The sequence below is a fragment of the Pseudomonas sp. LB-090624 genome, assembly GCF_003205205.1.
Classification (GTDB): domain Bacteria; phylum Pseudomonadota; class Gammaproteobacteria; order Pseudomonadales; family Pseudomonadaceae; genus Aquipseudomonas.
In genome coordinates, this window is record NZ_QJRL01000002.1 from 158422 (window position 1) to 182076 (window position 23655).

At 61.7% G+C, this 23655-nt stretch carries 24 protein-coding genes; 12 read left to right on the plus strand and 12 right to left on the minus strand.

What is annotated here, in order from left to right; genetic code table 11:
• Positions 1-70 precede the first annotated feature (70 nt).
• The 3 genes from pstA to pstS form a co-directional block, all read right to left on the minus strand.
• Positions 71-964: a phosphate ABC transporter permease PstA gene (gene pstA, locus DMX11_RS02695; RefSeq protein WP_064491590.1), complete on the minus strand. Its 894-nt coding sequence runs from the start codon at positions 962-964 to the stop codon at positions 71-73.
• The gene (gene pstC, locus DMX11_RS02700; protein ID WP_110743091.1) at positions 961-1929 is read right to left on the minus strand and encodes a phosphate ABC transporter permease subunit PstC; all 969 of its coding nucleotides are present in this window, start codon (positions 1927-1929) and stop codon (positions 961-963) included. Before pstC ends, pstA begins: the two co-directional genes overlap by 4 nt.
• 70 nt (positions 1930-1999) lie before the next feature.
• Positions 2000-3031, minus strand: coding sequence for a phosphate ABC transporter substrate-binding protein PstS (gene pstS, locus DMX11_RS02705; protein WP_110743092.1), 1032 nt, complete (start codon positions 3029-3031; stop codon positions 2000-2002).
• Between the two features lie 270 nt (positions 3032-3301).
• On the opposite strand from pstS, the gene DMX11_RS02710 reads away from it, so the two are divergent.
• Entirely contained in the window at positions 3302-3682 is a 381-nt protein-coding gene (locus tag DMX11_RS02710) for a termination factor Rho (protein ID WP_110743093.1), read from the plus strand.
• 33 nt (positions 3683-3715) lie between these two features.
• Here DMX11_RS02710 and DMX11_RS02715 read toward each other — a convergent pair whose 3' ends face one another.
• Positions 3716-3949 carry a hypothetical protein gene (locus DMX11_RS02715; RefSeq protein ID WP_110743094.1) on the minus strand — a complete coding sequence of 78 codons (234 nt, stop codon included), beginning with the start codon at positions 3947-3949 and terminating at the stop codon, positions 3716-3718.
• 315 nt (positions 3950-4264) lie between these two features.
• On the opposite strand from DMX11_RS02715, the gene DMX11_RS02720 reads away from it, so the two are divergent.
• The gene (locus DMX11_RS02720) at positions 4265-5491 is read left to right on the plus strand and encodes an MFS transporter (RefSeq protein ID WP_110743300.1); all 1227 of its coding nucleotides are present in this window, start codon (positions 4265-4267) and stop codon (positions 5489-5491) included.
• 18 nt (positions 5492-5509) lie between these two features.
• On the opposite strand, the gene DMX11_RS02725 is transcribed toward DMX11_RS02720, so the two are convergent.
• The 6 genes from DMX11_RS02725 to DMX11_RS02750 form a co-directional block, all read right to left on the minus strand.
• Positions 5510-6400, minus strand: a complete 891-nt coding sequence (locus tag DMX11_RS02725; protein WP_110743095.1) for an alpha/beta fold hydrolase — start codon at positions 6398-6400, stop codon at positions 5510-5512.
• Positions 6401-6426: 26 nt separating this feature from the next.
• Positions 6427-7560, minus strand: a complete 1134-nt coding sequence (locus tag DMX11_RS02730) for an aminotransferase class V-fold PLP-dependent enzyme (protein WP_110743096.1) — start codon at positions 7558-7560, stop codon at positions 6427-6429.
• Between the two features lie 122 nt (positions 7561-7682).
• Positions 7683-8552, minus strand: coding sequence for an oxaloacetate decarboxylase (locus tag DMX11_RS02735; protein ID WP_110743097.1), 870 nt, complete (start codon positions 8550-8552; stop codon positions 7683-7685).
• Between the two features lie 120 nt (positions 8553-8672).
• Positions 8673-9281 carry a L(+)-tartrate dehydratase subunit beta gene (gene ttdB, locus DMX11_RS02740; RefSeq protein ID WP_110743098.1) on the minus strand — a complete coding sequence of 203 codons (609 nt, stop codon included), beginning with the start codon at positions 9279-9281 and terminating at the stop codon, positions 8673-8675.
• Complete coding sequence (gene ttdA, locus DMX11_RS02745) at positions 9278-10186, minus strand: L(+)-tartrate dehydratase subunit alpha (RefSeq protein WP_110743099.1); 909 nt, start codon at positions 10184-10186, stop codon at positions 9278-9280. Before ttdA ends, ttdB begins: the two co-directional genes overlap by 4 nt.
• A 10-nt stretch (positions 10187-10196) precedes the next feature.
• Positions 10197-11543, minus strand: coding sequence for a dicarboxylate/amino acid:cation symporter (locus DMX11_RS02750; protein WP_110743100.1), 1347 nt, complete (start codon positions 11541-11543; stop codon positions 10197-10199).
• 194 nt (positions 11544-11737) lie between these two features.
• On the opposite strand from DMX11_RS02750, the gene DMX11_RS02755 reads away from it, so the two are divergent.
• Genes DMX11_RS02755 through DMX11_RS02765 form a run of 3 tightly spaced genes read left to right on the plus strand, consistent with a single transcriptional unit; the run spans position 11738 to position 14731 of the window.
• Positions 11738-12667, plus strand: a complete 930-nt coding sequence (locus tag DMX11_RS02755; RefSeq protein WP_110743101.1) for a LysR substrate-binding domain-containing protein — start codon at positions 11738-11740, stop codon at positions 12665-12667.
• A 26-nt stretch (positions 12668-12693) separates the two neighbouring features.
• The gene (locus tag DMX11_RS02760) at positions 12694-14049 is read left to right on the plus strand and encodes an MATE family efflux transporter (RefSeq protein WP_110743102.1); all 1356 of its coding nucleotides are present in this window, start codon (positions 12694-12696) and stop codon (positions 14047-14049) included.
• Between the two features lie 40 nt (positions 14050-14089).
• Complete coding sequence (locus DMX11_RS02765) at positions 14090-14731, plus strand: TetR/AcrR family transcriptional regulator (RefSeq protein WP_110743103.1); 642 nt, start codon at positions 14090-14092, stop codon at positions 14729-14731.
• Positions 14732-14764: 33 nt separating this feature from the next.
• Here the strand turns inward: DMX11_RS02765 and DMX11_RS02770 are convergent, their stop codons facing one another.
• Positions 14765-17473, minus strand: a complete 2709-nt coding sequence (locus DMX11_RS02770; RefSeq protein ID WP_110743104.1) for a glycoside hydrolase family 3 C-terminal domain-containing protein — start codon at positions 17471-17473, stop codon at positions 14765-14767.
• Positions 17470-17712: a hypothetical protein gene (locus DMX11_RS02775; protein ID WP_146230334.1), complete on the minus strand. Its 243-nt coding sequence runs from the start codon at positions 17710-17712 to the stop codon at positions 17470-17472. The genes DMX11_RS02770 and DMX11_RS02775 overlap by 4 nt, the downstream gene beginning before the upstream one ends.
• Before the next feature lie 489 nt (positions 17713-18201).
• Here DMX11_RS02775 and gspE point away from each other — a divergent pair, with 489 nt between their 5' ends.
• The 7 genes from gspE to DMX11_RS02810 are packed head-to-tail and all read left to right on the plus strand — an operon-like array spanning position 18202 to position 23641.
• Positions 18202-19890 carry a type II secretion system ATPase GspE gene (gspE, locus tag DMX11_RS02780; protein WP_110743106.1) on the plus strand — a complete coding sequence of 563 codons (1689 nt, stop codon included), beginning with the start codon at positions 18202-18204 and terminating at the stop codon, positions 19888-19890.
• Between the two features lies 1 nt (position 19891).
• On the plus strand, positions 19892-21091 hold the full coding sequence (locus tag DMX11_RS02785; protein WP_110743107.1) for a type II secretion system F family protein: 1200 nt from the start codon (positions 19892-19894) through the stop codon (positions 21089-21091).
• A gap of 10 nt (positions 21092-21101) precedes the next feature.
• Complete coding sequence (gene gspG, locus DMX11_RS02790) at positions 21102-21524, plus strand: type II secretion system major pseudopilin GspG (protein ID WP_110743108.1); 423 nt, start codon at positions 21102-21104, stop codon at positions 21522-21524.
• A 2-nt stretch (positions 21525-21526) separates the two neighbouring features.
• Entirely contained in the window at positions 21527-21967 is a 441-nt protein-coding gene (locus tag DMX11_RS02795; RefSeq protein ID WP_110743109.1) for a GspH/FimT family pseudopilin, read from the plus strand.
• Positions 21964-22326, plus strand: coding sequence for a prepilin-type N-terminal cleavage/methylation domain-containing protein (locus DMX11_RS02800; protein ID WP_110743110.1), 363 nt, complete (start codon positions 21964-21966; stop codon positions 22324-22326). The genes DMX11_RS02795 and DMX11_RS02800 overlap by 4 nt, the downstream gene beginning before the upstream one ends.
• Positions 22323-22931, plus strand: a complete 609-nt coding sequence (locus DMX11_RS02805) for a type II secretion system protein GspJ (protein WP_110743111.1) — start codon at positions 22323-22325, stop codon at positions 22929-22931. Before DMX11_RS02800 ends, DMX11_RS02805 begins: the two co-directional genes overlap by 4 nt.
• Positions 22928-23641 carry a type II secretion system protein GspK gene (locus DMX11_RS02810; RefSeq protein WP_110743112.1) on the plus strand — a complete coding sequence of 238 codons (714 nt, stop codon included), beginning with the start codon at positions 22928-22930 and terminating at the stop codon, positions 23639-23641. Before DMX11_RS02805 ends, DMX11_RS02810 begins: the two co-directional genes overlap by 4 nt.
• Positions 23642-23655: the final 14 nt, after the last annotated feature.

The window sequence follows — 23655 nt, forward strand, 5'->3', positions numbered from 1 at the left end:
GGGGGTGGCTTCGCTGGCCACGGGAGCGGCTCGTTGCACAGTGGATACGTTCAAGTGGATGCTCCCTTTCTCAGTACTTGGGCTTGCCGAATACACGGCTAAGAATGTTGATGACCAGCACGATCATGACCAGCACCAGCGAGGCCGCCCAGGCGAGCTCCAGCTGGTTGTCGAATGGCATGCCGGAGAAGTTGTAGATCAGTACCGCAAGCGAGGCTGTGGGGTTCATCACCGCCAGGTCGCCGTCGTGGTAGATCCAGTAGTTGCTGAACAACGCGGTGAACAGCAGTGGCGCGGTTTCGCCAGCGGCGCGAGCCACGGCCAGCATCACGCCGGTAAGGATGGCCGGCAGGCCGGTGGGCAGGACGATCTTCCAGATCACCTGGGCACGGGTGCAGCCCATGCCGTAGGCGGCATCCTTCATGATCTTGGGCACCATCTTCATCGACTCTTCAGCGGTGAGCACCACGATCGGCAGCATCAATACCGCCAGCGCCACGCCGCCTGCCGGTGCCGAGTAGGTACCGGTGGTCATCACCACCAGGGCGTAGGCAAACACCCCGGCCAGGATCGACGGCAGGCCGGTGAGCATCTTGGCAGCAAAGCGCGCGGCATTGGCCAGTTTGCTGTCCGGGCCGAGCTCGGCGAGGAACACCGCGGCCAAAATCCCGACCGGCACCGCGATGGCGGCGGCAATGCCGACCATGACGAAGGTACCGGCCATGGCGTTGCCGAAGCCGCCGCCCATTTCGAAACCGGTAGGTGGCAGTTCGGTGAACACTTCCAGGTTGAGCCGTGCGCCACCGCGGGTGATCAGCATGTACAGCACGGAAATCAACGGCACGCTGGCCACCAGCGCCGCGAACCAGGCCAGCGTGGTCAGGATCAGGCTGCGCAGGGCACGGCCTTCCAGCTTGCGCTGCAGGCTGGGCAGCGCGGCTACTGGGGTCGTCAGGTCAGTCATTGTTTGTTACCCCGCTGGGCGTAGAGCATGATCATCGAACCGAGCACGTTCACCAGCAGGGTGATGAACATCAGTACCAGTGCTGCATACATCAGCACCTCGACCTCGTTCGGGCCGGCTTCCGGGAAGTTCAACGCCAGCAGCGCCGCCAGGGTGTTGGCCGGGGCGAACAAGGAAACGGAAATGGTGTTGGCATTGCCGACCAGCATGGCCAGCGCCATGGTCTCGCCAAGTGCGCGGCCCAGGCCCAGCACCAGCGAACCGAAGATGCCGGTGGCGGCGGAAGGCACCATCACCTTGAGGATGGCTTCCCAGTGGGTGGTACCCATGCCGTAGGCCGCCTGCTTGGTTTTCATCGGCACGCTGGTCAGCGCATCCTGGGAAACGGCAGCGATGGTCGGCAGGATCATGATCGCCAGGACCAATGCGGCAGGCAGCAGGCCAGGCCCGCTGAGGGAGGTGCCGAAGAACGGGATCCAGCCCAGCTCGCTGTTCAACCAGGTAGTCACTGGCCGAATCGCCGGGATGACCACATAGATGCCCCACAGGCCGTAGACCACGCTGGGGATGGCGGCGAGCAGCTCGACGATGGTGCGAAACACCGCGGCAAGCCTGGCCGGAAGAAAATCCTGGGTGAGAAAAATGGCCATGCTGACGCCGAAGAAACCGGCGATCAACAGTGCGATGAAGGCGCTGTACAGCGTGCCCCAGATCGCTGGCAGAATACCGTACTTGCCTTGGTTGACATCCCAGACGCTACCGAACAGTACATCGAAGCCGTGCTTCTCGATGCCAGGCAGTGCCTTGCGGCCCACTTCGTAGACCAGCGCGAAGACCAGCGCCAGCACCAGCACCACACCAATACGTGCAAGCGCACGGAAGGTGCGATCGACCAGAAAGTCTTTCGCAGACGGTGGCTGGCACGCGGAATCGGGGTTATCCGGTATGGCAAAGGGTGTGTTCATGGGCAAGTTCCGGGACTAGGGACAAACACCCCCGGCATGGCTTCATGCCGATACCGGGGGCGCCTGGGTATTACTGGATGTTGGCAGAGGCTTTACGCACCTGGTCGACAACCGACGGAGGCAGCGGGATGTAACCCATCGAGTCGGCGATGGTCTGGCCTTTGGTCAGGCTGTACTCGACCATTTCACGCATGGCCTTGGCTTTTTCCGGGTTGCCGTTGTCCTTGCGGAAGATCATCCAGGTGTAGGAAGTGATCGGGTAGGACTTGGCGCCGTCCGGGTCAGGCAGCCAGGCCACCAGGTTTTCCGGCATGTTCACCGCAGCCAGTGCTTCAGCACCGCTCTCGGCATTCGGCACGACGTATTGGCCAGCCTTGTTCTGCAACATGGCGAAGTCGACCTTGGCCAGCTTGGCGAAACCGTACTCGATGTAGCCGATGGCGCCCGGGGTCTGGCGGACGGTGGCGGTTACCCCGTCGTTCTTCGGCGACTTGATGAACTTGTCGGTGGCCGGCCAGTTGACGGTGTTGCCTTCGCCCAGCCCTTGCTTGAAGTCAGCGTTGATGGCCGACAGGTGCTTGGTGAAGACGGCAGTGGTGCCGCTGGAGTCGGCACGCACGACCACGGTGATCGGGGTGGCGGGCAACTTCAGGTCAGGATTGGCCGCAGCGATTTGCGGGTCGTTCCACTGGGTGATCTTGCCGAGGAAGATGTTGGAGTAGACGTCGCGCGGCAGCTTCAGCCCTTTAGGGTTACCCGGCAGGTTGTAAGCCAGGACGATTTCACCGGCAGTCATCGGCAGCAACTGCACGCCTTCGCCAACCTTGGCGATGTCTGCTTCGCTCATGGCCGAGTCGCTGGCGGCGAAGTCGACGGTCTTGTTCAGAAAGTCCTGAACACCCGCCCCGCTCCCTTTGGACTGGTAGTCGACAGTGACGCCAGCAGTGTTCTTGCTGAAGTCCTTGAACCAGGTCAGGTAGATAGGCGCCGGGAAGCTCGCACCGGAACCGGTCAGGCGAACGTTCTCCGCGGCGAAAGCCCCGGAAGTGGCGCAAAGCGAAACGGCAACGGCGAGTGCAGCAGACTTCATCAGGCGAATCATCGAAAAGCGCTCCTTGTGATGGCCGGCACACTTTGCATCAGCTGTGTTACAGCTTTGTGACTATTGAGTGGCAGAGCCTGCGGTAGAGCTTTTCAGCCGTGCCATGACGGCAGGTTGATGTCATGCGTGGGTAAAATGACCGCTTTACGCACAACGCCGGGTAGGCACCTGCGCGCTTCAACGGATAACCCGAACCGCCTGTCCATTGCCCGGCACTCTGCCGGCGCGCAGGGGTTCAACCGGTCAGGCAAACCAGCAGGAGTGAAGACCATGCCACGCGGTGACAAAGACACATACACGGACAAGCAGAAACGCAAGGCCGAGCACATCGAGGAAAGCTACGAGCACAAAGGGCTGTCCAAGGATGAAGCCGAAGCGCGCGCCTGGGCTACCGTCAACAAGCAATCCGGCGGCGGCGAGAGAAAGGGTGGTTCAGGGCGCACCACCGCTTCCAGCGAGAAGCAGACTGCTCGGTCCGATTCGGCCAAGCGGGCAGCGAAGACACGTCAGGGCCACTCGCGGACTTCTGGTAGCTCCCTGGAAAGCCAGAGCAAGCAAAGCCTGATGGTGGAGGCGCGCAGCAAAGACATCAAAGGGCGCTCCAGCATGACCAAGGCTCAGCTGGTAGCGGCGTTAGGCAGGCACGGTTGAGAGGTGCGGGGTGCTCCGCCCTCACATCCACTGTCAACCATTCCCGGCGATACCGGCGTCATCCGCACCCCGGCAACGGTTGCGGCAGGCACATTCGAACTCCGCTTGGGCACGGGTAGGGAAATTCACGCTCAGGCGGACCTTTTCCAGCGTGTCGTAGAGGTCATAGCCCTCCCCCAATGCGGCGGGAAAGCCAAGCCGCCGAGGATAAACCTCTTTCTGCAGTGGCACTGCGGGAACCACAACGAAGCGTGTCTGCATGATCATCCCTCTTCGGCAGTGCTTAAGTATTAGTACTGCTGTGTGAAAGCATCAAGATGACTCATGCAATATTTTGGGTCAGCAGCGCGCCTCGGGGTGATGGAAGGGTGCCGGGTGTGAACGTGGCATCCCCCGTTTATGCGCGTCAAAGAAAGGTGCGACTGATAGCGGCCGCTCTGCGCAAGGCGTTTCATCGATTGCAATGATGATTACTATCACGCGGGCGGCCTGTCGAGCTGACAGGCCTGCCCCCTATAATCGCCGGCAAATCTCCCCTCTTGCGCCTGTTTCAGGCGACATCCCTCCTTGGAATTCGACACCATGCCAAGTGCCAGCCAGGCCCCTCGGGGCGTTCCCGAACACAATCAACAAAGCGTCGCCCAGCAGTGGCTGGCAATTCTCTCGGTCGCCGTCGGTGCCTTTGCCCTGGTCACGAGCGAGTTTCTGCCGGTGGGGGTATTGAATGACGTGGCCAGCGATCTCGGCATCAGTGCCGGCCTTGCCGGCCTGATGGTCACCCTGCCTGGCATCATGGCCGCGCTGGCCGCCCCGATCATTTCCGTGGGCGTTGGCGGGCTGGACCGGCGTTACCTGCTGATCGGCCTGACGCTGATCATGATCATCGCCAATGCCATCGTTGCCTACGCGGGTGACTTCAACCTGCTGCTGGTCGGCCGCGTGCTGCTAGGGGTAAGCATCGGCGGCTTCTGGGCCACCGCCATCGCCCTCAGCGGGCGCCTGGCACCTGATGGCATGGGCGTGGCCAAAGCCAACTCGATCATCATGGCCGGGGTTACCCTGGCAACGGTTGTCGGCGTGCCTGTGGGCACCTGGCTGAGTGGCCTGATGGGCTGGCGCATGACCTTCCTGGTTACCGCCCTGGTGGGTGTCCCTGTGTTGCTGGCACAAGTGTTCCTGCTGCCACGCCTGATGCCGGAAAAGGCCATTCGCATCAGCGACCTTCCGGCCCTGTTCATCAACCCGCAAGCGCGGGTCGGCCTGATTGCCGTATTGCTGATTGGGCTGGCGCACTTTGCCGCGTACACCTATGTTGCGCCGTTCTTCAAGCAGAATGCCGGCTTTGATGGGCCTGCCATTGGTTCGTTGTTGCTGCTGTATGGCGTGGCCGGCTTCATGGGTAACATTTTTGCCGGCTTTGCTGCAAACCGCAGCGTGCGGCACACCTTGATGCTGGTCGCACTCATGATCGCCGCCAGTACCGCCCTGTTTCCGTACTTCGCCACCGGCATGACGGGCGCTGCGATGCTGATCGCACTGTGGGGCTTTGCCTTCGGCGCGTTCCCAGCGTGCGCCAATATCTGGATGTTCGTCGTCGCGCCCAAGGATGTCGAGCGCGGCATGCCGCTGTTCGTGGCCTTGTTCCAGGTGATCATTGCCGTGGGCTCGTTCTTCGGTGGGCAGGTGGTCGACCACATGGGCACGGCGGTGCTGCTGAGCCTGGCCACGGCACTGGTGGGCTGTGGGTTTGTCACGGTGCTGGTGCTGGGGCGCAATGTCAGCAACAGCCTGGCGGCGCAGCCGGGCTAAGGTTGCCCAGGGCAAGACTCAGCGACCAAGGAAGTCAGTAACCGCACCGGTGAACGCCCGCGGCTGGTCCAGCATGACGAAGTGGAAGCTGCCATCGATACGCGTGAAGCTGATATGCGGCGTTCCCGCATAGGCGTTACGGAAGGTCGCATCAACGCTGGCAGCGGGTATGCCATACAAGGGGTCATAGGCATACACGACCTCGACCGGTACCTGGATACGGCCAAGCTCAGGGCGCAGGTCGGTAGTCATCAGCTCATAGGTGGCATCGGCTACGGTTTGGCGGTCGGAGCGCAGCGCTGCGTCAATCAGCGCAGGCCTGGCCGCCGGAGTCTTCGCCAACCGTTCAATGGCTGTGCGTTGCATCGCTTCGGCCTGTGGCGCCGGGGCGCCCAACTGCGCATCACGTAGTTGCGCAGCGTGTGGTGCAGCGGTTGCGGCGGTCGCAGCAGGGTCGATCAGCAGCGTATAGAAGGGCAGCGCATCGACCACCATCAGCCGCCCTACCCGCTCGGGATGGCGTGCGCCAAGCATCAGTGCCACCTCGCCACCCAGCGAATGGCCAATGATGGCTGGCGCCTCAAGCTGTTGGCTATGGATGTACTCTGCGACTGCTTCGGCTACTGGGGCAACTACGCGCCCGTCTACAGGAGGCACGCCAGGGGCACCGGCAAACCCTGCAACCTGCACCCGATGCAGGCGATACTGCTGGCGCAGGTTGCTGGTGAGCCCTGCCCATACTTCGGATGACGAGGCCAGCCCCGGGATCAGGATAACGTCCGGCCCGGCACCGTCGACCGTTACCGAAATGCGTTCACCCCCCACAGACGTCGGCTGGCTTGGTGCGGCCAAGGCCGCAGTCAGCGAAACGCTGGTACCGATTGCCGCAAGCAAAGTGCGGACACGCATGTTTGCCACTCCTTTGACTTCAACCTTCAGTTCACCATCACGTCTTCCAGTGCCTGCTGAAGTGTACTGACCGTGCGCTCGATATTGTGCAGTTTTTCCAGCCCGAACAGGCCGATGCGGAAGGTCTGGAAGTCGGCCGGCTCGTCACATTGCAACGGCACCCCGGCGGCAATCTGCAGGCCGTGGTCGGCAAACTTCCGACCGTTCCTGATATCGGCATCATCGGTGTAACTCACCACGACACCCGGGGCCTGGAAGCCGGTTGCCGCTACGCTTCTGATGCCTTTACCGGTCAACAGGGCGCGCACCCGTTCACCCAGTGCCTGTTGTTCGTTGCGCAACTTGTCGAAGCCGTAAGCCTGCATCTCGTTCATCACATCGTTGAACCGTGCGAGGGAGTCGCTAGGCATGGTCGCATGGTAGGCATGGCCGCCCTGCTCATAGGCCTGCATGATTTGCAGCCACTTTTTCAGGTCGCAGGCAAAGCTGCTGCTTTGCGTCTGCTCGATGCGTGCGAGCGCCAACGCACTGAACATCACCAAGGCACAGCAAGGAGAAGCGCTCCAACCCTTCTGCGGCGCACTGATCAACACGTCGACCGCGCACGCCTCCATGTCCACCCAAAGCGTGCCGGAGGCGATGCAGTCCAGCACTAACAGGCCCCCCACCGCATGCACGGCGTCACCGACCGCCCGCAGGTAATCGTCGGGCAGGATGATCCCGGATGAGGTTTCGACGTGGGGGGCGAAGACAATCTGCGGCTTGTGCGCCTTGATGGCTGCCAACACTTCATCCAGAGGGGGTGGCGCGTATGCTGCCTGGCGACCGGTTTCGACCGGTCGGGCTTTCAGCACCGTGGTAGCCGCCGGGATGTTGCCCATCTCGAGGATCTGGCTCCAGCGGTAACTGAACCATCCGTTGCGAACGACCAGGCATCGCTGGCCGGTGGCGAACTGCCGGGCTACCGCCTCCATGCCGAACGTACCGCTGCCCGGTACTACCGCGACAGCGTGGGCGTGGTAGACCTGTTTCAGGGTGCTGGAAATATTCTTCATCACCCCCTGAAACACCTGCGACATGTGGTTGAGCGAGCGGTCGGTGTACACCACCGAATATTCGATCAGCCCCTCAGGATCAATACCGGGATAGAGCTTTGACATGCGGTGATTCCTTCGGCAGAGGTGTCAGTGGTATCGACCCTGCCTCAAGCCTCGGCAAATGACAAGGTCGATTGGCCCAGTTGTAGCCCCTGCTCGAGGTCACCGCCACCCAGCCCGAACGCCTAAGTGGCGGGAAACTGCATGAACATTGAGGCCTGGCCACTGTAGATTTCTTGCAACGCGTATTTCTTTACCAGCGTAGTAGCACATTCACTTGCGGTGCTGTTCGGGTTGCGCTGGGCCCGCAAGCTTTCGAAGGTTGCTTGAACCGCTGCAAAATAAGCCATGTGTCCGTCCACCACGATGCGAGTGCCAAGGTCCGCCAAGCCGGGGGCATCTCGCAACTCGCTGTTACCGTAGGTGATGAGCATGATCGGCGTGCTGAGCCCATCCGCAATAGCGGCGAGGCTTTCAAAATGCTTTACGCCCACGAGGCAAATGGCATCAGCGCCGGATTGTTCAAATGCCCTGGTTCGTTTGATGACATCCGTCAATGACTGGGCCCCCGCATGCGTGCGGGCGATTATCGCCAGCGACGCATCGGCCCTCGCCTCTTTGGCCGCGCGTAGTTTACCGACCGCCTCATCAAGACCGATAAGTTCGACCGCTCGCCCGCCAAAGCGCGCAGGCAGTAAAGTGTCTTCGATGGTGATCGCTGCAACGCCCGCCCGCTCGAGTTCGGTAACGGTACGCATCACGTTCAGCGCGTTGCCATAACCGTGATCAGCATCGGCAATAATGGGCAGACGGGCGACTCTACCAATGCGTGCGGCCTGCTCTGCAAACTCGCTCAGCGTGATCAAAGTGACGTCTGGGGCACCCAATACCTGCAGCGAAGCAACGGACCCACCTAAAATTCCCACTTCGAAACCAAGGTCCGCTGCGATACGAGCCGACAAAGGATCGAACACTGAAGCCGTGCGGATACAAGTTTGACTTTGGAGTATTCTGCGAAAGTCATTACGCAATTCATGGTGGCAGTGGTTTCGCATGGCGATCTCTTGAAATGATCCAGTCAGCCGTGAAGTGAGGCCGTGCCAGGATCCAGAGGTGTCGTAAGGAAATTGAGAGAGCGGGCAGTTCAGGCCTGTTCGCTGAACTGCCCAGGCTCATCACTTGATGAATCGAACTTGGCTGTTGATCTTCTCGATGACCGCACCTTTGCGTTCGTTGAAGCGTGCCTTGTTCTGCTCGAACAGGTTGTTGCCCTTGGTGTCGATAGAGATGATCAGAGGCCCGAACTCACGCACCCGGTTGACCCAGAGCGTCTCCGGCATGCCCAGATCTTGCCATTCAGCCCGCTCGATTTCCTCGACCTGGGTGGCAGCCAGCACTGCGCACCCACCAGGGAACACGGCGTGCACCGCTTTGTTCTCCAGGCACCCGGTGGTGGTCTCAGGGCCCATGCCGCCCTTGCCTACGATCAGCTTGACACCGGTCTGCTCGATGAACTGCTTTTCGAACTTTTCCATGCGCATGCTGGTGGTCGGGCCGATGGAGACCATCTCGAAGGTGCCATCTTCTTTCTTCTTGACGATGGGGCCAGCGTGGAAAATAGCGCCACCCCGCAGGTCAACCGGCAGCTCCCGGCCCAGCTCGATCAGCCGGCGGTGAGCGACGTCACGGCAGGTCACCAGCTGGCCGGTCAGGTAGACAACATCACCGACGTTCAGGTTAGCCAGGTCTTCATCACTGATCGGGGTATTGATGATTTTTTTCACAGTACTACCCCTTCGTGGGAGAGGATGTCGTAGGTCAGGTCAGCGTTGATGCGGATCTTGCCGCGGCGGTGCGCCCAGCAACCGGTGGACACCGCCACCCCAATGGTCGAGGGGTGGCGCGCCGAAGACTCGATGTTCACGCCCATCACGCTGCTGTTGCCGGTCAGGCCCTGCGGGCCGATGCCAATTTCATTGAGGCCTTCTTCCAGCAGTTTTTCCATCATTGCCGCGCTTTCGTTCGGGTGGCTGGAGTCCACTTCGCGCAGGATGGCCTTCTTCGACAGGCGTGCTGCGGTCTCCACCGAGGTGGAGACACCCACACCTACCAGCAATGGGGGGCAAGCGTTGACACCCCGCGAAGTGATGACATCGAAGACAAACTCTGTCACCCCTTCATAGCCTTGGCCTGGCATCAATACCTTGGCCGAACCCGGCAGCGTGCAACCGCCACCGGCCATGTACACGTCGACGATGGCGTAGTCGGCATCGGGGATAATTTCCCAGTCCAGCCACGGGATCTTCGAGCCGGTGTTGGTGCCCGTGTTCTTCTCGATGAAGGTTTCCACCGCATTGTGGCGCAGCGGCCCGCGGATGGTGGCTTCCTTGGTTGCGTTTTCGAGGATGCCTTCCATTTCACCGAGCAGCGGGAAGCGTGCACCGGCCGAGATGAAGTACTGAATCACCCCGGTGTCCTGGCAGCTGGGCCGGTTGAGCTTGTCGGCGTATTCCTGGTTGTCGGCCATCGAGTCGTACACCGCAATGGCCAGCGGATTGGTTTCTGCGGCACGCAGCTTGGCGGTTTTTTCTTTGACGTCCTTGGGCAGGCGTTTGCCAATGTAGGCAGTAAACTTGGCCAACGTGTCAGTCAATGATGAGACGGCTGCTTCTTTCTCTGTGGTATCCACGGTTATTTCCTCAGTGCATCACAAGGTGTTTTTTTTCAGGGCTGTCGGCGGGTTGTGTCGCCGTAGCCGGTGACTCTGTCTTTTCTTGCTCCCCGAAGGCTTTGCCATCCAGCACCTGGTTCATCCGATCGCTATCGAGTGCACCCACCCATTTCGCAATGGCCATGGTTCCGACCGCGTTGCCGATGGTGTTGGTGATGGCGCGGGCCTCGGACATGAAACGGTCGACGCCGAGCAGCAGCACCATGCCGGCGACCGGAATGTTGTCCATGGTTGCCAGGGTCGCGGCGAGCGTGATGAAGCCTGAGCCAGTTACCCCGGCCGAGCCCTTCGAGGTGAGCAGCAGCACGCCCAGTACGATCAGTTGATCCATGAGGGACAATGGCGTGTTGGTGGCTTGGGCGATGAAGATCGCGGCCATGGTGTAGTAGATGCACTGGCCGTCAGGGTTGAAGGTAAGCCCGGACGGGATAACCAGGCCGACGACGGGTTTGGACACCCCAACCTTTTCCAGCTTGTTCATCAATTGCGGCACTACCGACTCGGATGAACTGGTGCCGAGCACGGTGAACAGCTCTTCGCGCAGGTACTTGAGAAACTTCCACAGGCTGAAGCCCGACATCCGCGCGATGCTGCCCAGGATGATCACCACGAACAGGAAGCACGTGAGGTACATAGTCGCCATCAACTTGCCTAGCGACACGATTGAACCCAAGCCGTACTTGCCTACGGTGAACGCCATTGCCCCACAGGCTGCCAACGGCGCGACGCGCATGACCAGGCCAACGATGTAGAACATGCCGTGGGAGAAGGCTTCCAGCACGTCAACGACCGGCTTGCCGCGTTCGCCCAGATTGGCCAGGGCAATGCCCAGCAACGTGGAAAACAGCAGGATCGGCAGGATCTCATTCTTGGCGAAGGCGTCGACTACGCTGCCTGGAATCAGGTGGAGCATGAAGTCGGTAAAACCACCCGCGCCCGTGGCTGCGGCCGAGGTGTAAGTGGAGATTGCCTGGGTATCCAGGGTGGCAGGGTCGACGTTCATCCCCTGTCCCGGTTGCACCAGGTTCACGACAATCAGGCCCAGTACGAGCGCAAACGTTGACAGTACCTCGAAGTAGATCAGGGCTCGCGCACCTACCCGGCCCAGTTCCTTCATGTTTTCCATCTTGGCAATGCCCAGCACCACCGTCGCAAAGATGATGGGCGCGAACACCATCTTGATCAGCTTGATGAATGCATCACCCAACGGCTTCATGTCCGCGCCGACCTGCGGCCAGAACACGCCCAACAGGATGCCGATCGTGACCCCGATCAGAACCTGCACGTACAACTTGCTTACCAATCGCTTGGCCATTGCCGTCTCCGAATTATTGTTGTGAGTCGGATTTATGTGGCGACTGGGCTACACAGCGCGAGGCAAGCTCGCGCACAGGCTGGCAGCTAATAGCCCAGATTTTTTGTGGTTAATCACGCAGGGCTTAAGTTAATGGTTTTTTCAGAATGGTGTAATACAATGAAATTAAACTCATTGTTTACCTGGAGTTAATTATGAACGCCGTGTCCGAGCTTGCTTTCTTCAGTCAGCTCGTCGGGGCAGGTAGCCTGGCGGCCACGGCTCGCGAACTGAACCTCACCCCACCTGCAGTGACGAAGCGTCTTGCGCAATTGGAAAAGCGCCTTGGGGTTCGATTGCTGAACCGGACCACACGCAGCATCAGCCTCACGGCAGAGGGTGAGACCTATCTGGTCAATGCCAAGCGGATCCTGGAGGAAATCGAGGAGATGGAGCGTCAGGTCTCAAGTAGCCGCGCTGAACCAAAGGGATTGCTGCGAGTGAACGCGCCTCTTGGCTTTGGGCGTACCCATGTAGCGCCAGCCATCTCTTCCTTCGCCAAGCGTTACCCCGAGGTGGAAGTCCAGCTGCACCTGAGCGACCGTCCGATCAATCTCCCGGATGACGCGATCGACGTGGCTATCCGTTTCGGTGACCTGCCGGACTCGAGACTGATTGCTCGAAAGATTGCCAGCAACCGCCGACGTCTCTGTGCCACACCGGGCTATCTGGACGCCTTCGGAAGACCCGAGTCTCCGCGGGATCTGATGAAACATAACTGCATCGTATTGCGGCAGAACGATGCGGCATTCGGGACTTGGCGATTGAGTCGGGGGAAGCAAATCGAGTCGATAAAGGTTCATGGTGGCTTGAGCACCAATGACGGTGAGGTCGCACTGTGCTGGGCTTTGGAAGGGCATGGGATACTCATGCGCGCAGAATGGAACCTGGCTGATCACTTACGATCCGGAAGGCTCGAAGAGGTGCTAGGGGACTACGAAACGCCTCCGGCGGACATCTATGCGGTTTATCTGGAGCGCCTGAATCTTTCTGCGAAGGTGTCATTTTTCATCGAGCACCTCAGGGAATGCTTCAAGAGCAAGGCGGATCAGCAGGCAAACAGCCTTGCGGCCTGGGCGCGTTGACACGGCTTTCCAGCAGATAATCCAGCATGAAGACCTCAGTCATCACCTTCACACGCGGCAACATCGGCCACCATGTACTGGTGATGTCGTCGACAAGTGCTATCGCCCTGCTCGCCACGTTTCTCACGGATATCCTTACGCTTACCTATATCGCCCTGCTACACGACGAACCCTTGGTGGCCGCCGTCGGCATCGCCAAGACCCTGGCGTTTTTCAACGCTAGCCTGGTGACCGGCATCATCGTCGCCGCAGGCACCATGATTTCCCGCCGCATAGGCCAAGGAACCTGTGCTGCGCTACCGGCACTGATCAGCCACATGTTGCTCCTGTCGACATTGGCCGCGACCGTGATAGCGCTCATCCAGTGGCGCTATCTGGACTTTTTCGCCGACTTGCTGGGGGCAAATCTTCCGGCCTCCGCCGTTGCCCGCCCGTTCATCGCCATGACCTTGCTGGCCGCGCCACTCATGACCATCACCCAGGCGGCGGCCCAGGCGTTGCGTGCCAGCGGACACAGTGGCCGGGCCTTGGCCGTGGTGCTGACCGCGGCCCTGTGCCTGGCGCTCGTCGACCCGATATTGATTTTCGTGCTCGATCTAAAGCTGTGGGGCGCCGGACTGTCCTGCTTGTTCTCAGGCATCGTCGGGAGCGTTGTCGGCCTGGTTCAACTGCGCCGGCATGTGGGGCTGACCATGAACATACGTTGGCGCCTGGTACGCCTGTATGGTGTGCGGATCAATCGAGTCGCCCTGCCCTTTACCCTGGCGAGCCTTGCCATGCCGCTGGCGCTTACCTACGCCATGGCGCAATTGGCCAAGTACGGGGTCTCGGCAATGGCCGGCATGGCGCTTATGGATCGGATATTGCAAATCACATACTGCCTTTATTTCGCCCTGCCGAGCGCGCTGGTACCGATCCTTGCGCAGAACCTGGGCGCCGGTGCCGGCGTGCGGGTACAGGCTACACTGCGCAGCGCCTGCAAGCTGGTGATCGGCCATGGTCTGGCAGTTTGGGCACTGTTGCTGGTAGCGGCGCCGTGGCTGGGGCCGCTGTTCGGGCTGTCCGGGCCTGGGCAACACCTGGTCGAACAGCTGTGCCGCTTCGGCCCCGGGTTGTGGCTGCTCATTGGCCTGGACTTCATTGCACTTTCGCTGTTCATCAGCAGTGGTCGGGTGTGGTGGGTACCCGCCTTTGCCTGGCTGCGCGCCACCGTGGGCAGCGTGCCGTTCGTATGGGCAGGTGCGCAGGCCTACGGGGCCAGCGGGGTCATGCTCGGGCTATGGTGTGGCAACGCACTGATCGCGGTCATTTCAATCGTTACCGCTGTTGCCATCAATCGCCGGGCACGTATTGGCCGCACCGACACTGGATGTTTGCCATAATCAGAGCCCTGCACACCTCAACACCGTTCCCAGTGGGTTTATGTCAGAACAGGATCACAACGAGTCGGCCGTCGCACCGGCCACCAAACGCCGCCGCGCGCCGAAGGGCGAGATGCGCCGCGCTGCGCTACTGGATGCTGCAACCCTGGTCTTTGCCAAGGATGGATATGGCGCCGCGTCCATGCGGGATATCGCCGAGCTGGCCGGCATCACCACGGTCGGCCTACTGCACCACTTTCCCAACAAGGTCTCGCTGCTGCGAGCACTGATCGACCGCCGTGATCAGCGGATCACGGACCAATTCGCCACGCTTGAGATCGCGCCGACGCTGGACAGTTTCCTGGCCTTCGTGCGCATGAGCATGACGTTCAGTGTCCAGAGCCTGCCGGAATGCCAGGCAGCGATGATGATCGGTGTCGAGAGCCTATCGGAGCGGCACCCGGCCTGGCCTTGGTACATGGAAAAGTTCGAACTCACCCATGCCCACGCCCGAACGCACCTGGCCACGCTGATCGAGCATGGCCAGGTGCGGCCGGATGTGGATGTGAAAGCGCTGGCCACTGAAATCTTCGCTGTCATGGACGGCCTGCAGCTCCAGTGGCTGCGCGCCCCCGAACAGGTCGACGTGGGCGCGACGTTCGATGCCTACCTGCAGCGCCTGGCGGATACCATCCGCCCCTGAGCGACCGGTCCGTCCATGAACCGGCGGGCCGCCTCAGTAGGCCTGCGAAGCGCTGACCTGCACAGCCGCACGCAGCGGTGTCGGAAGCGGGTTGCTGTCGCGGGTGGTCAGGTGCTGTGGGATCAGGGTCAGCAAGGTGCGTTGCAGGGTCAGGTGCTCGGAATCCGGGCCCACCCAAACCTTGAACTTACCGGCATCGACATCCCAGCTGTCGGTGTTCTGCACGAAGTACGCCAGCGAGCGCGAATCGATCGGCAGGCTTACAGTCTTGCTCTCGCCGGGTTGCAGATAGACCTTTGTGAAGCCCTTGAGCTCCTTCTTCGGGCGGTCGACTTGCGGGTCGATCGGCTGAATATAAAGCTGGGCGACTTCAAAGCCTGCCTTGTCCCCGCTGTTGGTCAGGGTGAACTGGGCATTGATGGTATTGCCCGGTGTCATCACGTTGCTCGACAGCTTCAGGTCCGAATAGTCAAACGTGGTGTACGACAAGCCGAAGCCGAACGGATACAGCGGTTTGGCGTGGGTTTTGTCATAGCCTCGGTAGCCCAGGTACAAACCCTCGCTGTAGTCGATCTCGGTCAGCGGGTTGTCGCCGCGGTAGGCCGCCGGGTCCGGATACGAGGCATAGCTCGGGTTGTCTTCGATGTGCTTGTCGATGGTCACCGGCAGCTTGCCCGACGGGTTGACCTTGCCGTACAGGATCTCTGCCAGCGCCTGGCCACCCTGCTGGCCCGGGAACCAGGCGTGCAGTGTTGCGCCCACCGTGTTGGCCCAAGGCTGCATATTGGCAACGCCACCGCCGTGCATGACCACGATGGTGTTGGGGTTGGCCTTGGTGACGAACTTGATCAGGTCAGCCTGCTGGTCCGGCAAGTCGTAGCCGTGATCGGAGCCTTCGCCTTCGTTTTCGTAGTTGGTGCCGGCGGCGACCACCACGGCATCGTATTGCGCCAGGTCCTGCGGCGGACGCAGGGACGCCCAGCTCATCTGCACGCCGGCCAGACCACCCAGCGCAGGGGTGAAGTTGCCCTGCACGCGGCGGTACTCGAGCTTGACAGTGTACGACTTGCCCGCCACCAGGGCTGCGCTCTGGCCGGAGGTGACCAAGGCGTTGACCACGTCGGAGGAGTACGGCACACCGTCGCTTTCCACCACCAGCTTGCCGTCGACCCAAAGCTTGTACGGGCCATCAGCACGCACCTTGAACACATGCTTGCCGGAAATGGTTGGCTTGATGGTCGCGGTGAAGCGCGCTGAGAACGCGCCGGCGGCCGGGCTGAAGCCGCTCACTGCGGTCGTGCCGTTGTCGGTCTCGTTAGTGCTGGTGGTCCAGTTCAGGTTCACCCCAGGCTCGACCCGGGTAAGTACAGGCGAGCCGCTCAGGCTGGCATTGCTGAAATACTCGGCTTTGACACCGGCATTGCTGACCTTGCCACTGCCCGGCTGATACCACACCGCCGTTTTCGGATTCAGGCTCAGCGCCGACAGGTAGGTGACGTTGCTGCTGCTCGAGGCCAGCTGCTGCAGGCCGCTCAGTTCGGTGACATAGCTGTTGGGCGGCGAATTCGCGGTGCCGAACGGCGAAGCGGGTGCCTGGGCGGCCCAATCACCAATCACCGCGATTTTGGCCGTGCGCGCCAGTGGCAGCAAGGGCTTTCCGGCGGCTGTCTGAGCGTTGCGCAGCAGCACGATGGATTCGCGCGCGAGGTTTAGCGAGGCGCGCTGACCGTACTCGGTGTGCTCCAGGGGCTGCGCGCTATTCATATGTTCCTGCAGGTCGTAGCTGACGATCCCCCGCAGGTTGCGCTTGACCTTGTCATCGATCACGTTCTGGGTCAGCTGGCCGCTCCAGAGGTACGGCAGCAGGTTGGCTTCGGTAAACTGCAAGCCCGACGGCATATCGATGTCGGTGCCGGCCCACGCCCCTTTGAACGGGTCGTGGATAGCGTTGAAGTCACTGATTACCATGCCCTGGTAGCCCCACTCACCCTTGAGTACCTCGGTGATCAGGTGATGATTTTCACAGGCGTAGTCGCCATTGACCTTGTTGAAGCCGCACATGATCGAGGCGACGTTAGCGTTCTTCACCATGGACTCAAAGCCCGGCAGGTACAGCTCGCGCAGGGTGCGCTCGTCGGCCACGACATTGACCGCCTGGCGGTTGGCCTCCTGCTCGTTAGCCAGGAAGTGCTTGCCGCTGGCCTGAATACCCTGAGCCTGGATGCCGTTGACCACGGCCGGCGCCAGCACAGCGCCGAGGAACGGGTCTTCGCCGCTGAGGTATTCGGCGGAGCGGCCGTTGTAAGGCGTGCGGTACAGGTTGACCCCTGGCGAAAGCATCTGCTGCCCGCCAGAAATGCGTGTCTCATAGGCAATGGCCAGGCCGAACTCCTTGGCCCGGTTGATGCTCCAGCTCGCCGCAAGTGCAGACTGTGAAGGGTACTGAGCGCCGAAGGTAGCGTTGTTGACGTGCACCCCCATCGACGAATCGTAGGCTACGGTGCCCTGGATGCCCCACTTGAGCAGCGGCGGGATCATGTGGCCATCATTGACCCGGGTGAAGTTGATCTTCTCGGCGGTGTTCATATTGTCGAGGATTGAACTGACCCGCGCTTCGACTTCGTTGCCGCTGGCCGGTGCTGCGGCCAGCGCGCTGGATGCCTGGATCACGCCAAGCGCCAACAGGCTCAGGCCCAGAGTGTGTTTCAGGGTATTCACGCGGCGGTTCCTTGTAGGGCTCATGGTTGGCTGGCCTGGGTCGGGGCGTCGCTGGTGTCGACAGGGGCATCGATCACGGCGTTCGAGGCTGCGGCCTCCTGGCTGACCCGATCGACGCCGGTGATGCGGTCGCGCTGAGCATCGAGCTGTTCGCGCGCGCTCTGGGTGGTCGCCTGTTGGCGAGTAGTCGAAGTGTCTGCAAAAGCATTGATAGGCGTGGCCAGCAGTGCGGAACAGGCGAGCGGCAGCAATAGTCTATTCATCGAATAGTTCTCGATTGAAAGGTTTGAAATGAACGACATGGCCCGGGCCCAGGCATGCAGCGGGCATAAGTCTGGGCACTGTGAGGAAAAGTTCAAGCCGCCAGAAACATTCGGGCGAAGCGCAAGCCGAATAGACGCGAAAAAGAGGACTAATAGTGCTTTATTTCATATGTTATTAACGCTTCAAATCATAGAATTAACGGATTGATTGGTTTTTTATTGCCTTAATAATCGTGAACGCAGGATTCTAGGTCTTTTTTAACCATATCATAGCAATAATAACCCTATCACAAAACCTAGTTGCAGTTAGGTTTAAGAGTCTGATAAGCTCTCCCAGCCAACAGTCAAGTCCACACTCATTAGCGGGAATTTATCTCGACATACACTCTATTGCGCCTTTAAACACAACGACGTATTCTCCGGCCGTCTTTGAATTAGCAACTAATTGAATGCCTTCATATAGCCAGTACACTGCATAAAGCCATCATCATGAACTTGGAAATCCCTACCGCCGACGCGCTATGTGAGTGGCTGCAAAGTGCAGGCGCACTGCACGCGGCCGATATACAGCGCGCCGCCCGCCTGGGCGTGGCTCAGGGCATTTCCGAGGATGAAAAACTGCACACACTGTTGCGCCTTGGCGCCGTCAAGGCCGACCAACTGGCCGCCGCCTACGTTCACTTGACCGGCGCCGCGCGGCTGGGTGACGAGTCGGTCGAAGGGATGCCCAGCGCGACAGAACGGTTTGCCCGTCACCATGGCGTTGTCACCTTGAGCGAGACGGCCACCCATGTACGGGTGGCGACAGCCGTTCCCGTTTCCGCCTATGCCCTTTCGGCATTAGGCTATCTCGCCGACAAGCCCGTCGAGCCAGTCCTCGGCACTGCCGAACAGGTGGGCGGTTTGATCGAACAGGCTTACGGGGCCGGCCGCTCAGCGATGGGCGCACTGGTCGAGGCACTGGACGACGACAGCGTCAGCGAAGGCGACATCGAGCACCTCAAGGACATGGCGTCCGAGGCGCCAGTGGTGCGCATGGTCAACCTGATGCTGCAGCATGCCGTCGACCAACGCGCCTCGGACATCCATGTCGAACCCTTCGAAAACCAGTTGAAGGTGCGTTACCGGGTCGATGGCGTGCTGCTGGAGGGCGAAGCGCCCCCCAGTGGCTATGCCGCAGCGATCATCTCTCGCCTGAAGATCATGGCCCGCCTCGACATCGCCGAGCGCCGCCTGCCCCAGGATGGCCGAATCATGCTGCGCATGCAGGGGCGCGAACTCGACCTGCGGGTATCCACCGTACCCACCAGCTTCGGCGAATCGGTAGTGATGCGCCTGCTCGACCGGCAGACCGTCCGCTTCGACTTCGCCAGCCTCGGCATCAGCGGCCCCGTCTTGCGCCGCATCGAGCACCTGCTGGCCCGCCCGCACGGAATTTTCCTGGTCACCGGCCCGACCGGCTCGGGCAAGACCACCACGCTTTACACCGCGCTCTCCGGCCTGAACAGTGCAGAACGCAAGATCATCACCGTCGAAGACCCGGTCGAGTACCAACTCACCGGCATCAACCAGATCCAGGTCAAGCCCGCCATCGGCCTGGGCTTCGCCACTGCCCTACGCTCCATCGTGCGGCAGGACCCGGATGTGATCATGATCGGCGAAATGCGCGACCTGGAAACGTGCAGCATCGCCATCCAGTCGTCCCTCACGGGGCACCTGGTCTTGTCGTCGCTGCACACCAACAGCGCGGCAGCAAGCATCACCCGCCTTCTTGACATGGGCGTCGAAGGCTATCTGCTGGCCTCGACCCTGCAGGGCATCCTTGCCCAGCGCCTGGTACGCCGCCTCGACCCGCGCACCCGCATTGCCTTCGAAGCCCCGGTGGAACTGGTCGAGCGCCACCAGTTGCAGCGCTACACCGAACAGCGGCCGATTGTGCTGTACCGCCCCGACGAGCAAAGCCCGGGCGGCGGGTACCATGGCCGCAGCGCTATCACCGAGCTGCTGGTGATGGACGACGATCTGCGCAGCCTACTGATGCGTCAAAGCGATGCCGCCAGCCTTGAGACGGCGGCGCGTGACAAAGGCTTGGTCACACTTTACGAAGAAGGCCTGCGCCAGGCCCTGGCCGGCATCACCTCGCTGGAAGAAGTATTGCGCGTCACGGGTGGCGACTGACATGCCGGTCTATGCCTACAGCGCGCTGGACAGTGAAGGCCGCAAGCAACGAGGTGAAGTGCAGGCCGCCGACCAAGCCCTGGCTGCGCGCCAGTTGCATCAACGCGGCCTGCTCGTGCTCAGCCTCAAGCCAGCCAATCGGCTGCTGCGCACCGGCACGCGAAGCAGCGTGCTCAAGCCTGCAGAACTGATCAGCTTCACCCAGCAGCTCACCACCCTGATCAGCGCCGGCCAGCCGTTGGACAAAGCCCTCGCTACCCTGTTGAAGAACCTGCGCAAGCCAGCTGCAAAGGCCCTGATCGAACGCGTGCGTGACCAAGTCAAGGCCGGCGAACCGCTGTCCCTGGCGCTGGAAGAACACCCGGCTACCTTCACGCCCTTCTATACCAGCCTGGTGCGCGCAGGTGAAGCGGGCGGTGTCCTGAACGTCACCCTGACACAACTGGCCAATTACCTGGAGCGCAGCCACACACTGCGCGCCGAAGTGCTCAATGCCCTGATCTATCCCGCGTTCCTGGTGATTGGCGTGATCGGTTCGCTAGGATTGCTGCTGGCCTATGTGGTGCCGCAGTTCGTGCCGATCTTCCAGGACCTCGGCGTACCGATCCCCTGGGTGACCCGGGCGATTCTGGCGTTGGGCGACTTCGTCAACGCCTGGGGGCTGACCAGCCTGGGCACCTTGACCGCCGCCTTCTGGGCACTGCTGGCGATGCGCCGCAACGGACAACGGCGCATCGCCCAGGACCGCTGGCTATGGTGCAGTCGCCTGCTCGGCCCGCTGCTGCAAAAGCTCGAAACCGCGCGCCTGGCACGCACCCTTGGCACTTTGCTGAGCAACAGCGTCACCCTGCTGGCAGCACTGTCGATCAGCCGCGACGTCAGTGCCAACCATGCGCTGCGCGAACACGTTGGGCAGGTCGCCGAGGCAGTCCGCCAGGGCTGCAGCCTGCCCCACGCACTGTCCGCCGCCCCACTGTTGCCAGACTTGGCCCTGCAGATGATCGAGGTCGGCGAGCAGTCCGCCAGCCTCGGCGCCATGTTGCTCAAGGTTGCCGATGTCTACGACAGAGAAAGCAAACGCACCATCGACCGCCTGCTGGCTGCACTGGTGCCGACCCTGACCATCGTCATGGCGGTGCTGGTAGCAGCGATCATGCTCGCCATCATGCTGCCGCTCATGAGCCTCACCAGCACAATCTAGGAAACCACCCATGCGCTCCCGTACCCGTACCACCGCCCGTCAGGCGGGCTTCACCCTGCTCGAAATGCTCGCGGTCATCGTGCTGCTGGGTATCGTCGCGACCATCGTTGTGCGCCAGGTCGGCGGCAACGTCGACAAGGGCAAGTACGGTGCCGGCAAGGCGCAACTGGCGAGCCTGAGCATGAAGGTAGACAGCTACGCGCTGGACGTCGGTGCGCCGCCGGCCAACCTGGAGCAGTTGCTGCACAAACCGGCCAACGCCAGCCAATGGGCCGGCCCCTACGCCAAGCCGTCCGATCTGCTCGACCCGTTCGGGCATGCCTTCGCCTATCGCTATCCGGGCCAGCACGGCAGCTTTGACCTGATCTTCCTTGGCCAGGACGGCGCTCCCGGTGGCGAAGGCTACAAGGCCGACCTGGGCAACTGGCAGTAACCATGGCCGCGCCGCTGCACCACCAGCGTGGTTTCACGCTGTTCGAATTGTTGCTGGTGATCGTACTGATTGGCGTAGCCACCCCATTGCTGGCAATCGGCATCAGCCGCGGCCTGCACAGCGCCCAGGAGCGAACGGCGCTGGCCAACATGGTCAGCGCCCTGCGCAGTGCGCGCATGCAGGCTATCGGCAGCGGCCAGCCGGTGCGTGCCGGCTTCGACCTGCAGCGGCGCGAGGTACACAGCGCCGGGCATGCGCCCGCCCGTTGGCCTGAAGATTTCAGCGTGCGCCTGCACACCGCAGAAGGCCTCGGCGCCGCCTTTGAGTTCTACCCCGATGGCGCAGCCAGTGGCGGCAACATCCAAATTGCCCGGGGCGAGCGGCACTGGCGTATCGATGTCGGCTGGCTGACCGGTCGCGTGACGCTGAAGTCCCTGCCATGAACCGACAACGCGGGTTCACCCTGCTGGAAATGCTCGCTGCCATCGCCCTACTGGTCATCGCCGCGTCGGTCCTGCTTGGCGCCTTTGCCCAGAGTGGCCGCTCGCTGCAACAAGTGGCGCGCGCCGACCGGCAACACAGTGCCGCACGCTCGCTGATCGATGACATCGACCTCGGCACACTCGAACCAGGCCAGCAGCGCGGCCGTTGGCACGGCCTGCCTTGGACAGTGGATGTGAGCCTGGCAGCTGTTCCGCCAGGTCGGGTCACCCTGTACCGGCTCGACCTGACCGTGGGCGAAGGCCGCTATGCCTCGCACTACAGTACCTTGCGCGCCCGCACCTCAGAGGCCCCCAAATGAAGCGCCAGGGCGGCTTCACGTTGCTGGAGGTGTTGGTGGCGATCAGCTTGCTGGGCCTGCTACTGGGCCTGGTCGGCAGTGCCTTGGTGGCTTCCAGCCGCGCCGTGACCAAGGCGCAGCGCTACAGCGACAACCTGGACGAACGCCGCGCCACGCAGCGCTTCTTGCGCCAGTCCCTGAGCCAAGTGCTACCGCTGACCGGGCGCACGGCCGAAGGCCGCCACACCAGTACTTTCGAAGGGGCTGGCGACAGTGTGCTGTTCTATGCGCCGCTGCCAAGTTCGGTGGGCGGTGGGCTTTACCGCCAGCGCCTGCGGGTGCACGGCCATCGTCTCGAAGTGCAGCTGGCCAGGCTCGATGGCCGACAGTTGCAGCCCTGGGGCGAGCCACAGCGGCTGCTCGACGGCGTCGAAGCGCTGACCTTGCAGTACCGCGGCCACACCCCGTTGGGCAAGCCGACCGGCTGGCTGGCGCAATGGCCCTGGCCAGAGCGGGTGCCGCAGGCAGTGCGGGTCGACCTCCGTCTGCACGGCGGCCAGCAGGCCTGGCCAACGTTGCAGGTGAACCTGCTGCTGGACCTGTCCGGCGACGGAGGTCGGCCGTGAAGCGCCAGCGCGGTGCCGCACTGCTACTGGCGTTGTGGGTGATCGGGCTGCTGAGTGTACTGCTCGGTGGCCTGGCCGTCGGGGTGCACCTGCAACAGCGCCAGGCCCTCTGGCAAAGCCGACAGGCCCAGGCGGCGCTGGCCGCCCAGGCTGGCCTGGAGCTGGCCGTGGTCAACCTGCTGAGCCGTGATACTCAGCGCTGGCAACCCGATGGCCAGCTGCATGTCGAGCACTTTGCCGGCAGCACACTGCGCATCAGGGTGACCAGCGAGCGCGGCAAGCTCGACCTCAACGCGGCCCCGCCCGCACCGATCGAACGGCTGCTACGCGCAAGTGGCGCCAGCGCCGAACAGGCCAAAACCATCACCCACGCTTTAAGGACGAGGCGCAACGAGGTACCCCTGCGAATGCTCGAAGAATTTCGTCAACTGTCCGGTATGAGCTACGCGCTATACGCGCACATGCTGCCGTCGATAACCGTGTGGTCGGGCAATGCCGAGCCCGACCCGAACCTGATCGAGCCGAAGCTGGCCCGCGCCCTTGGCCTCAGGCCAGGCAAAGGAGAAGTCGCCAACGCCGGCCAGATCCTCAGCGCCAGCAGCGAGGCGACCCTGGCAGGTGGCTTTGCCGCGCGCGTGCACGCCACCTTTGTCCTGCTGCCGGCCCACACCGGCGGCAAACCCTATCGCGTCCTGCGGTGGCAAGAGTGATGCCCTTGGCGAAA

What these genes read in the sequence shown, in the direction of transcription:
- pstA (WP_064491590.1), bottom strand. Translation starts at nt 964, where the DNA reads ATGACTGACCTGACGACCCCAGTAGCCGCGCTGCCCAGCCTGCAGCGC.
- pstC (WP_110743091.1), bottom strand. Translation starts at nt 1,929, where the DNA reads ATGAACACACCCTTTGCCATACCGGATAACCCCGATTCCGCGTGCCAG.
- pstS (WP_110743092.1), bottom strand. Translation starts at nt 3,031, where the DNA reads ATGATTCGCCTGATGAAGTCTGCTGCACTCGCCGTTGCCGTTTCGCTT.
- DMX11_RS02710 (WP_110743093.1), top strand. Translation starts at nt 3,302, where the DNA reads ATGCCACGCGGTGACAAAGACACATACACGGACAAGCAGAAACGCAAG.
- DMX11_RS02715 (WP_110743094.1), bottom strand. Translation starts at nt 3,949, where the DNA reads ATGATCATGCAGACACGCTTCGTTGTGGTTCCCGCAGTGCCACTGCAG.
- DMX11_RS02720 (WP_110743300.1), top strand. Translation starts at nt 4,265, where the DNA reads ATGCCAAGTGCCAGCCAGGCCCCTCGGGGCGTTCCCGAACACAATCAA.
- DMX11_RS02725 (WP_110743095.1), bottom strand. Translation starts at nt 6,400, where the DNA reads ATGCGTGTCCGCACTTTGCTTGCGGCAATCGGTACCAGCGTTTCGCTG.
- DMX11_RS02730 (WP_110743096.1), bottom strand. Translation starts at nt 7,560, where the DNA reads ATGTCAAAGCTCTATCCCGGTATTGATCCTGAGGGGCTGATCGAATAT.
- DMX11_RS02735 (WP_110743097.1), bottom strand. Translation starts at nt 8,552, where the DNA reads ATGCGAAACCACTGCCACCATGAATTGCGTAATGACTTTCGCAGAATA.
- DMX11_RS02750 (WP_110743100.1), bottom strand. Translation starts at nt 11,543, where the DNA reads ATGGCCAAGCGATTGGTAAGCAAGTTGTACGTGCAGGTTCTGATCGGG.
- DMX11_RS02755 (WP_110743101.1), top strand. Translation starts at nt 11,738, where the DNA reads ATGAACGCCGTGTCCGAGCTTGCTTTCTTCAGTCAGCTCGTCGGGGCA.
- DMX11_RS02760 (WP_110743102.1), top strand. Translation starts at nt 12,694, where the DNA reads ATGAAGACCTCAGTCATCACCTTCACACGCGGCAACATCGGCCACCAT.
- DMX11_RS02765 (WP_110743103.1), top strand. Translation starts at nt 14,090, where the DNA reads ATGTCAGAACAGGATCACAACGAGTCGGCCGTCGCACCGGCCACCAAA.
- DMX11_RS02770 (WP_110743104.1), bottom strand. Translation starts at nt 17,473, where the DNA reads ATGAGCCCTACAAGGAACCGCCGCGTGAATACCCTGAAACACACTCTG.
- DMX11_RS02775 (WP_146230334.1), bottom strand. Translation starts at nt 17,712, where the DNA reads ATGAATAGACTATTGCTGCCGCTCGCCTGTTCCGCACTGCTGGCCACG.
- gspE (WP_110743106.1), top strand. Translation starts at nt 18,202, where the DNA reads ATGAACTTGGAAATCCCTACCGCCGACGCGCTATGTGAGTGGCTGCAA.
- DMX11_RS02785 (WP_110743107.1), top strand. Translation starts at nt 19,892, where the DNA reads ATGCCGGTCTATGCCTACAGCGCGCTGGACAGTGAAGGCCGCAAGCAA.
- gspG (WP_110743108.1), top strand. Translation starts at nt 21,102, where the DNA reads ATGCGCTCCCGTACCCGTACCACCGCCCGTCAGGCGGGCTTCACCCTG.
- DMX11_RS02795 (WP_110743109.1), top strand. Translation starts at nt 21,527, where the DNA reads ATGGCCGCGCCGCTGCACCACCAGCGTGGTTTCACGCTGTTCGAATTG.
- DMX11_RS02800 (WP_110743110.1), top strand. Translation starts at nt 21,964, where the DNA reads ATGAACCGACAACGCGGGTTCACCCTGCTGGAAATGCTCGCTGCCATC.
- DMX11_RS02805 (WP_110743111.1), top strand. Translation starts at nt 22,323, where the DNA reads ATGAAGCGCCAGGGCGGCTTCACGTTGCTGGAGGTGTTGGTGGCGATC.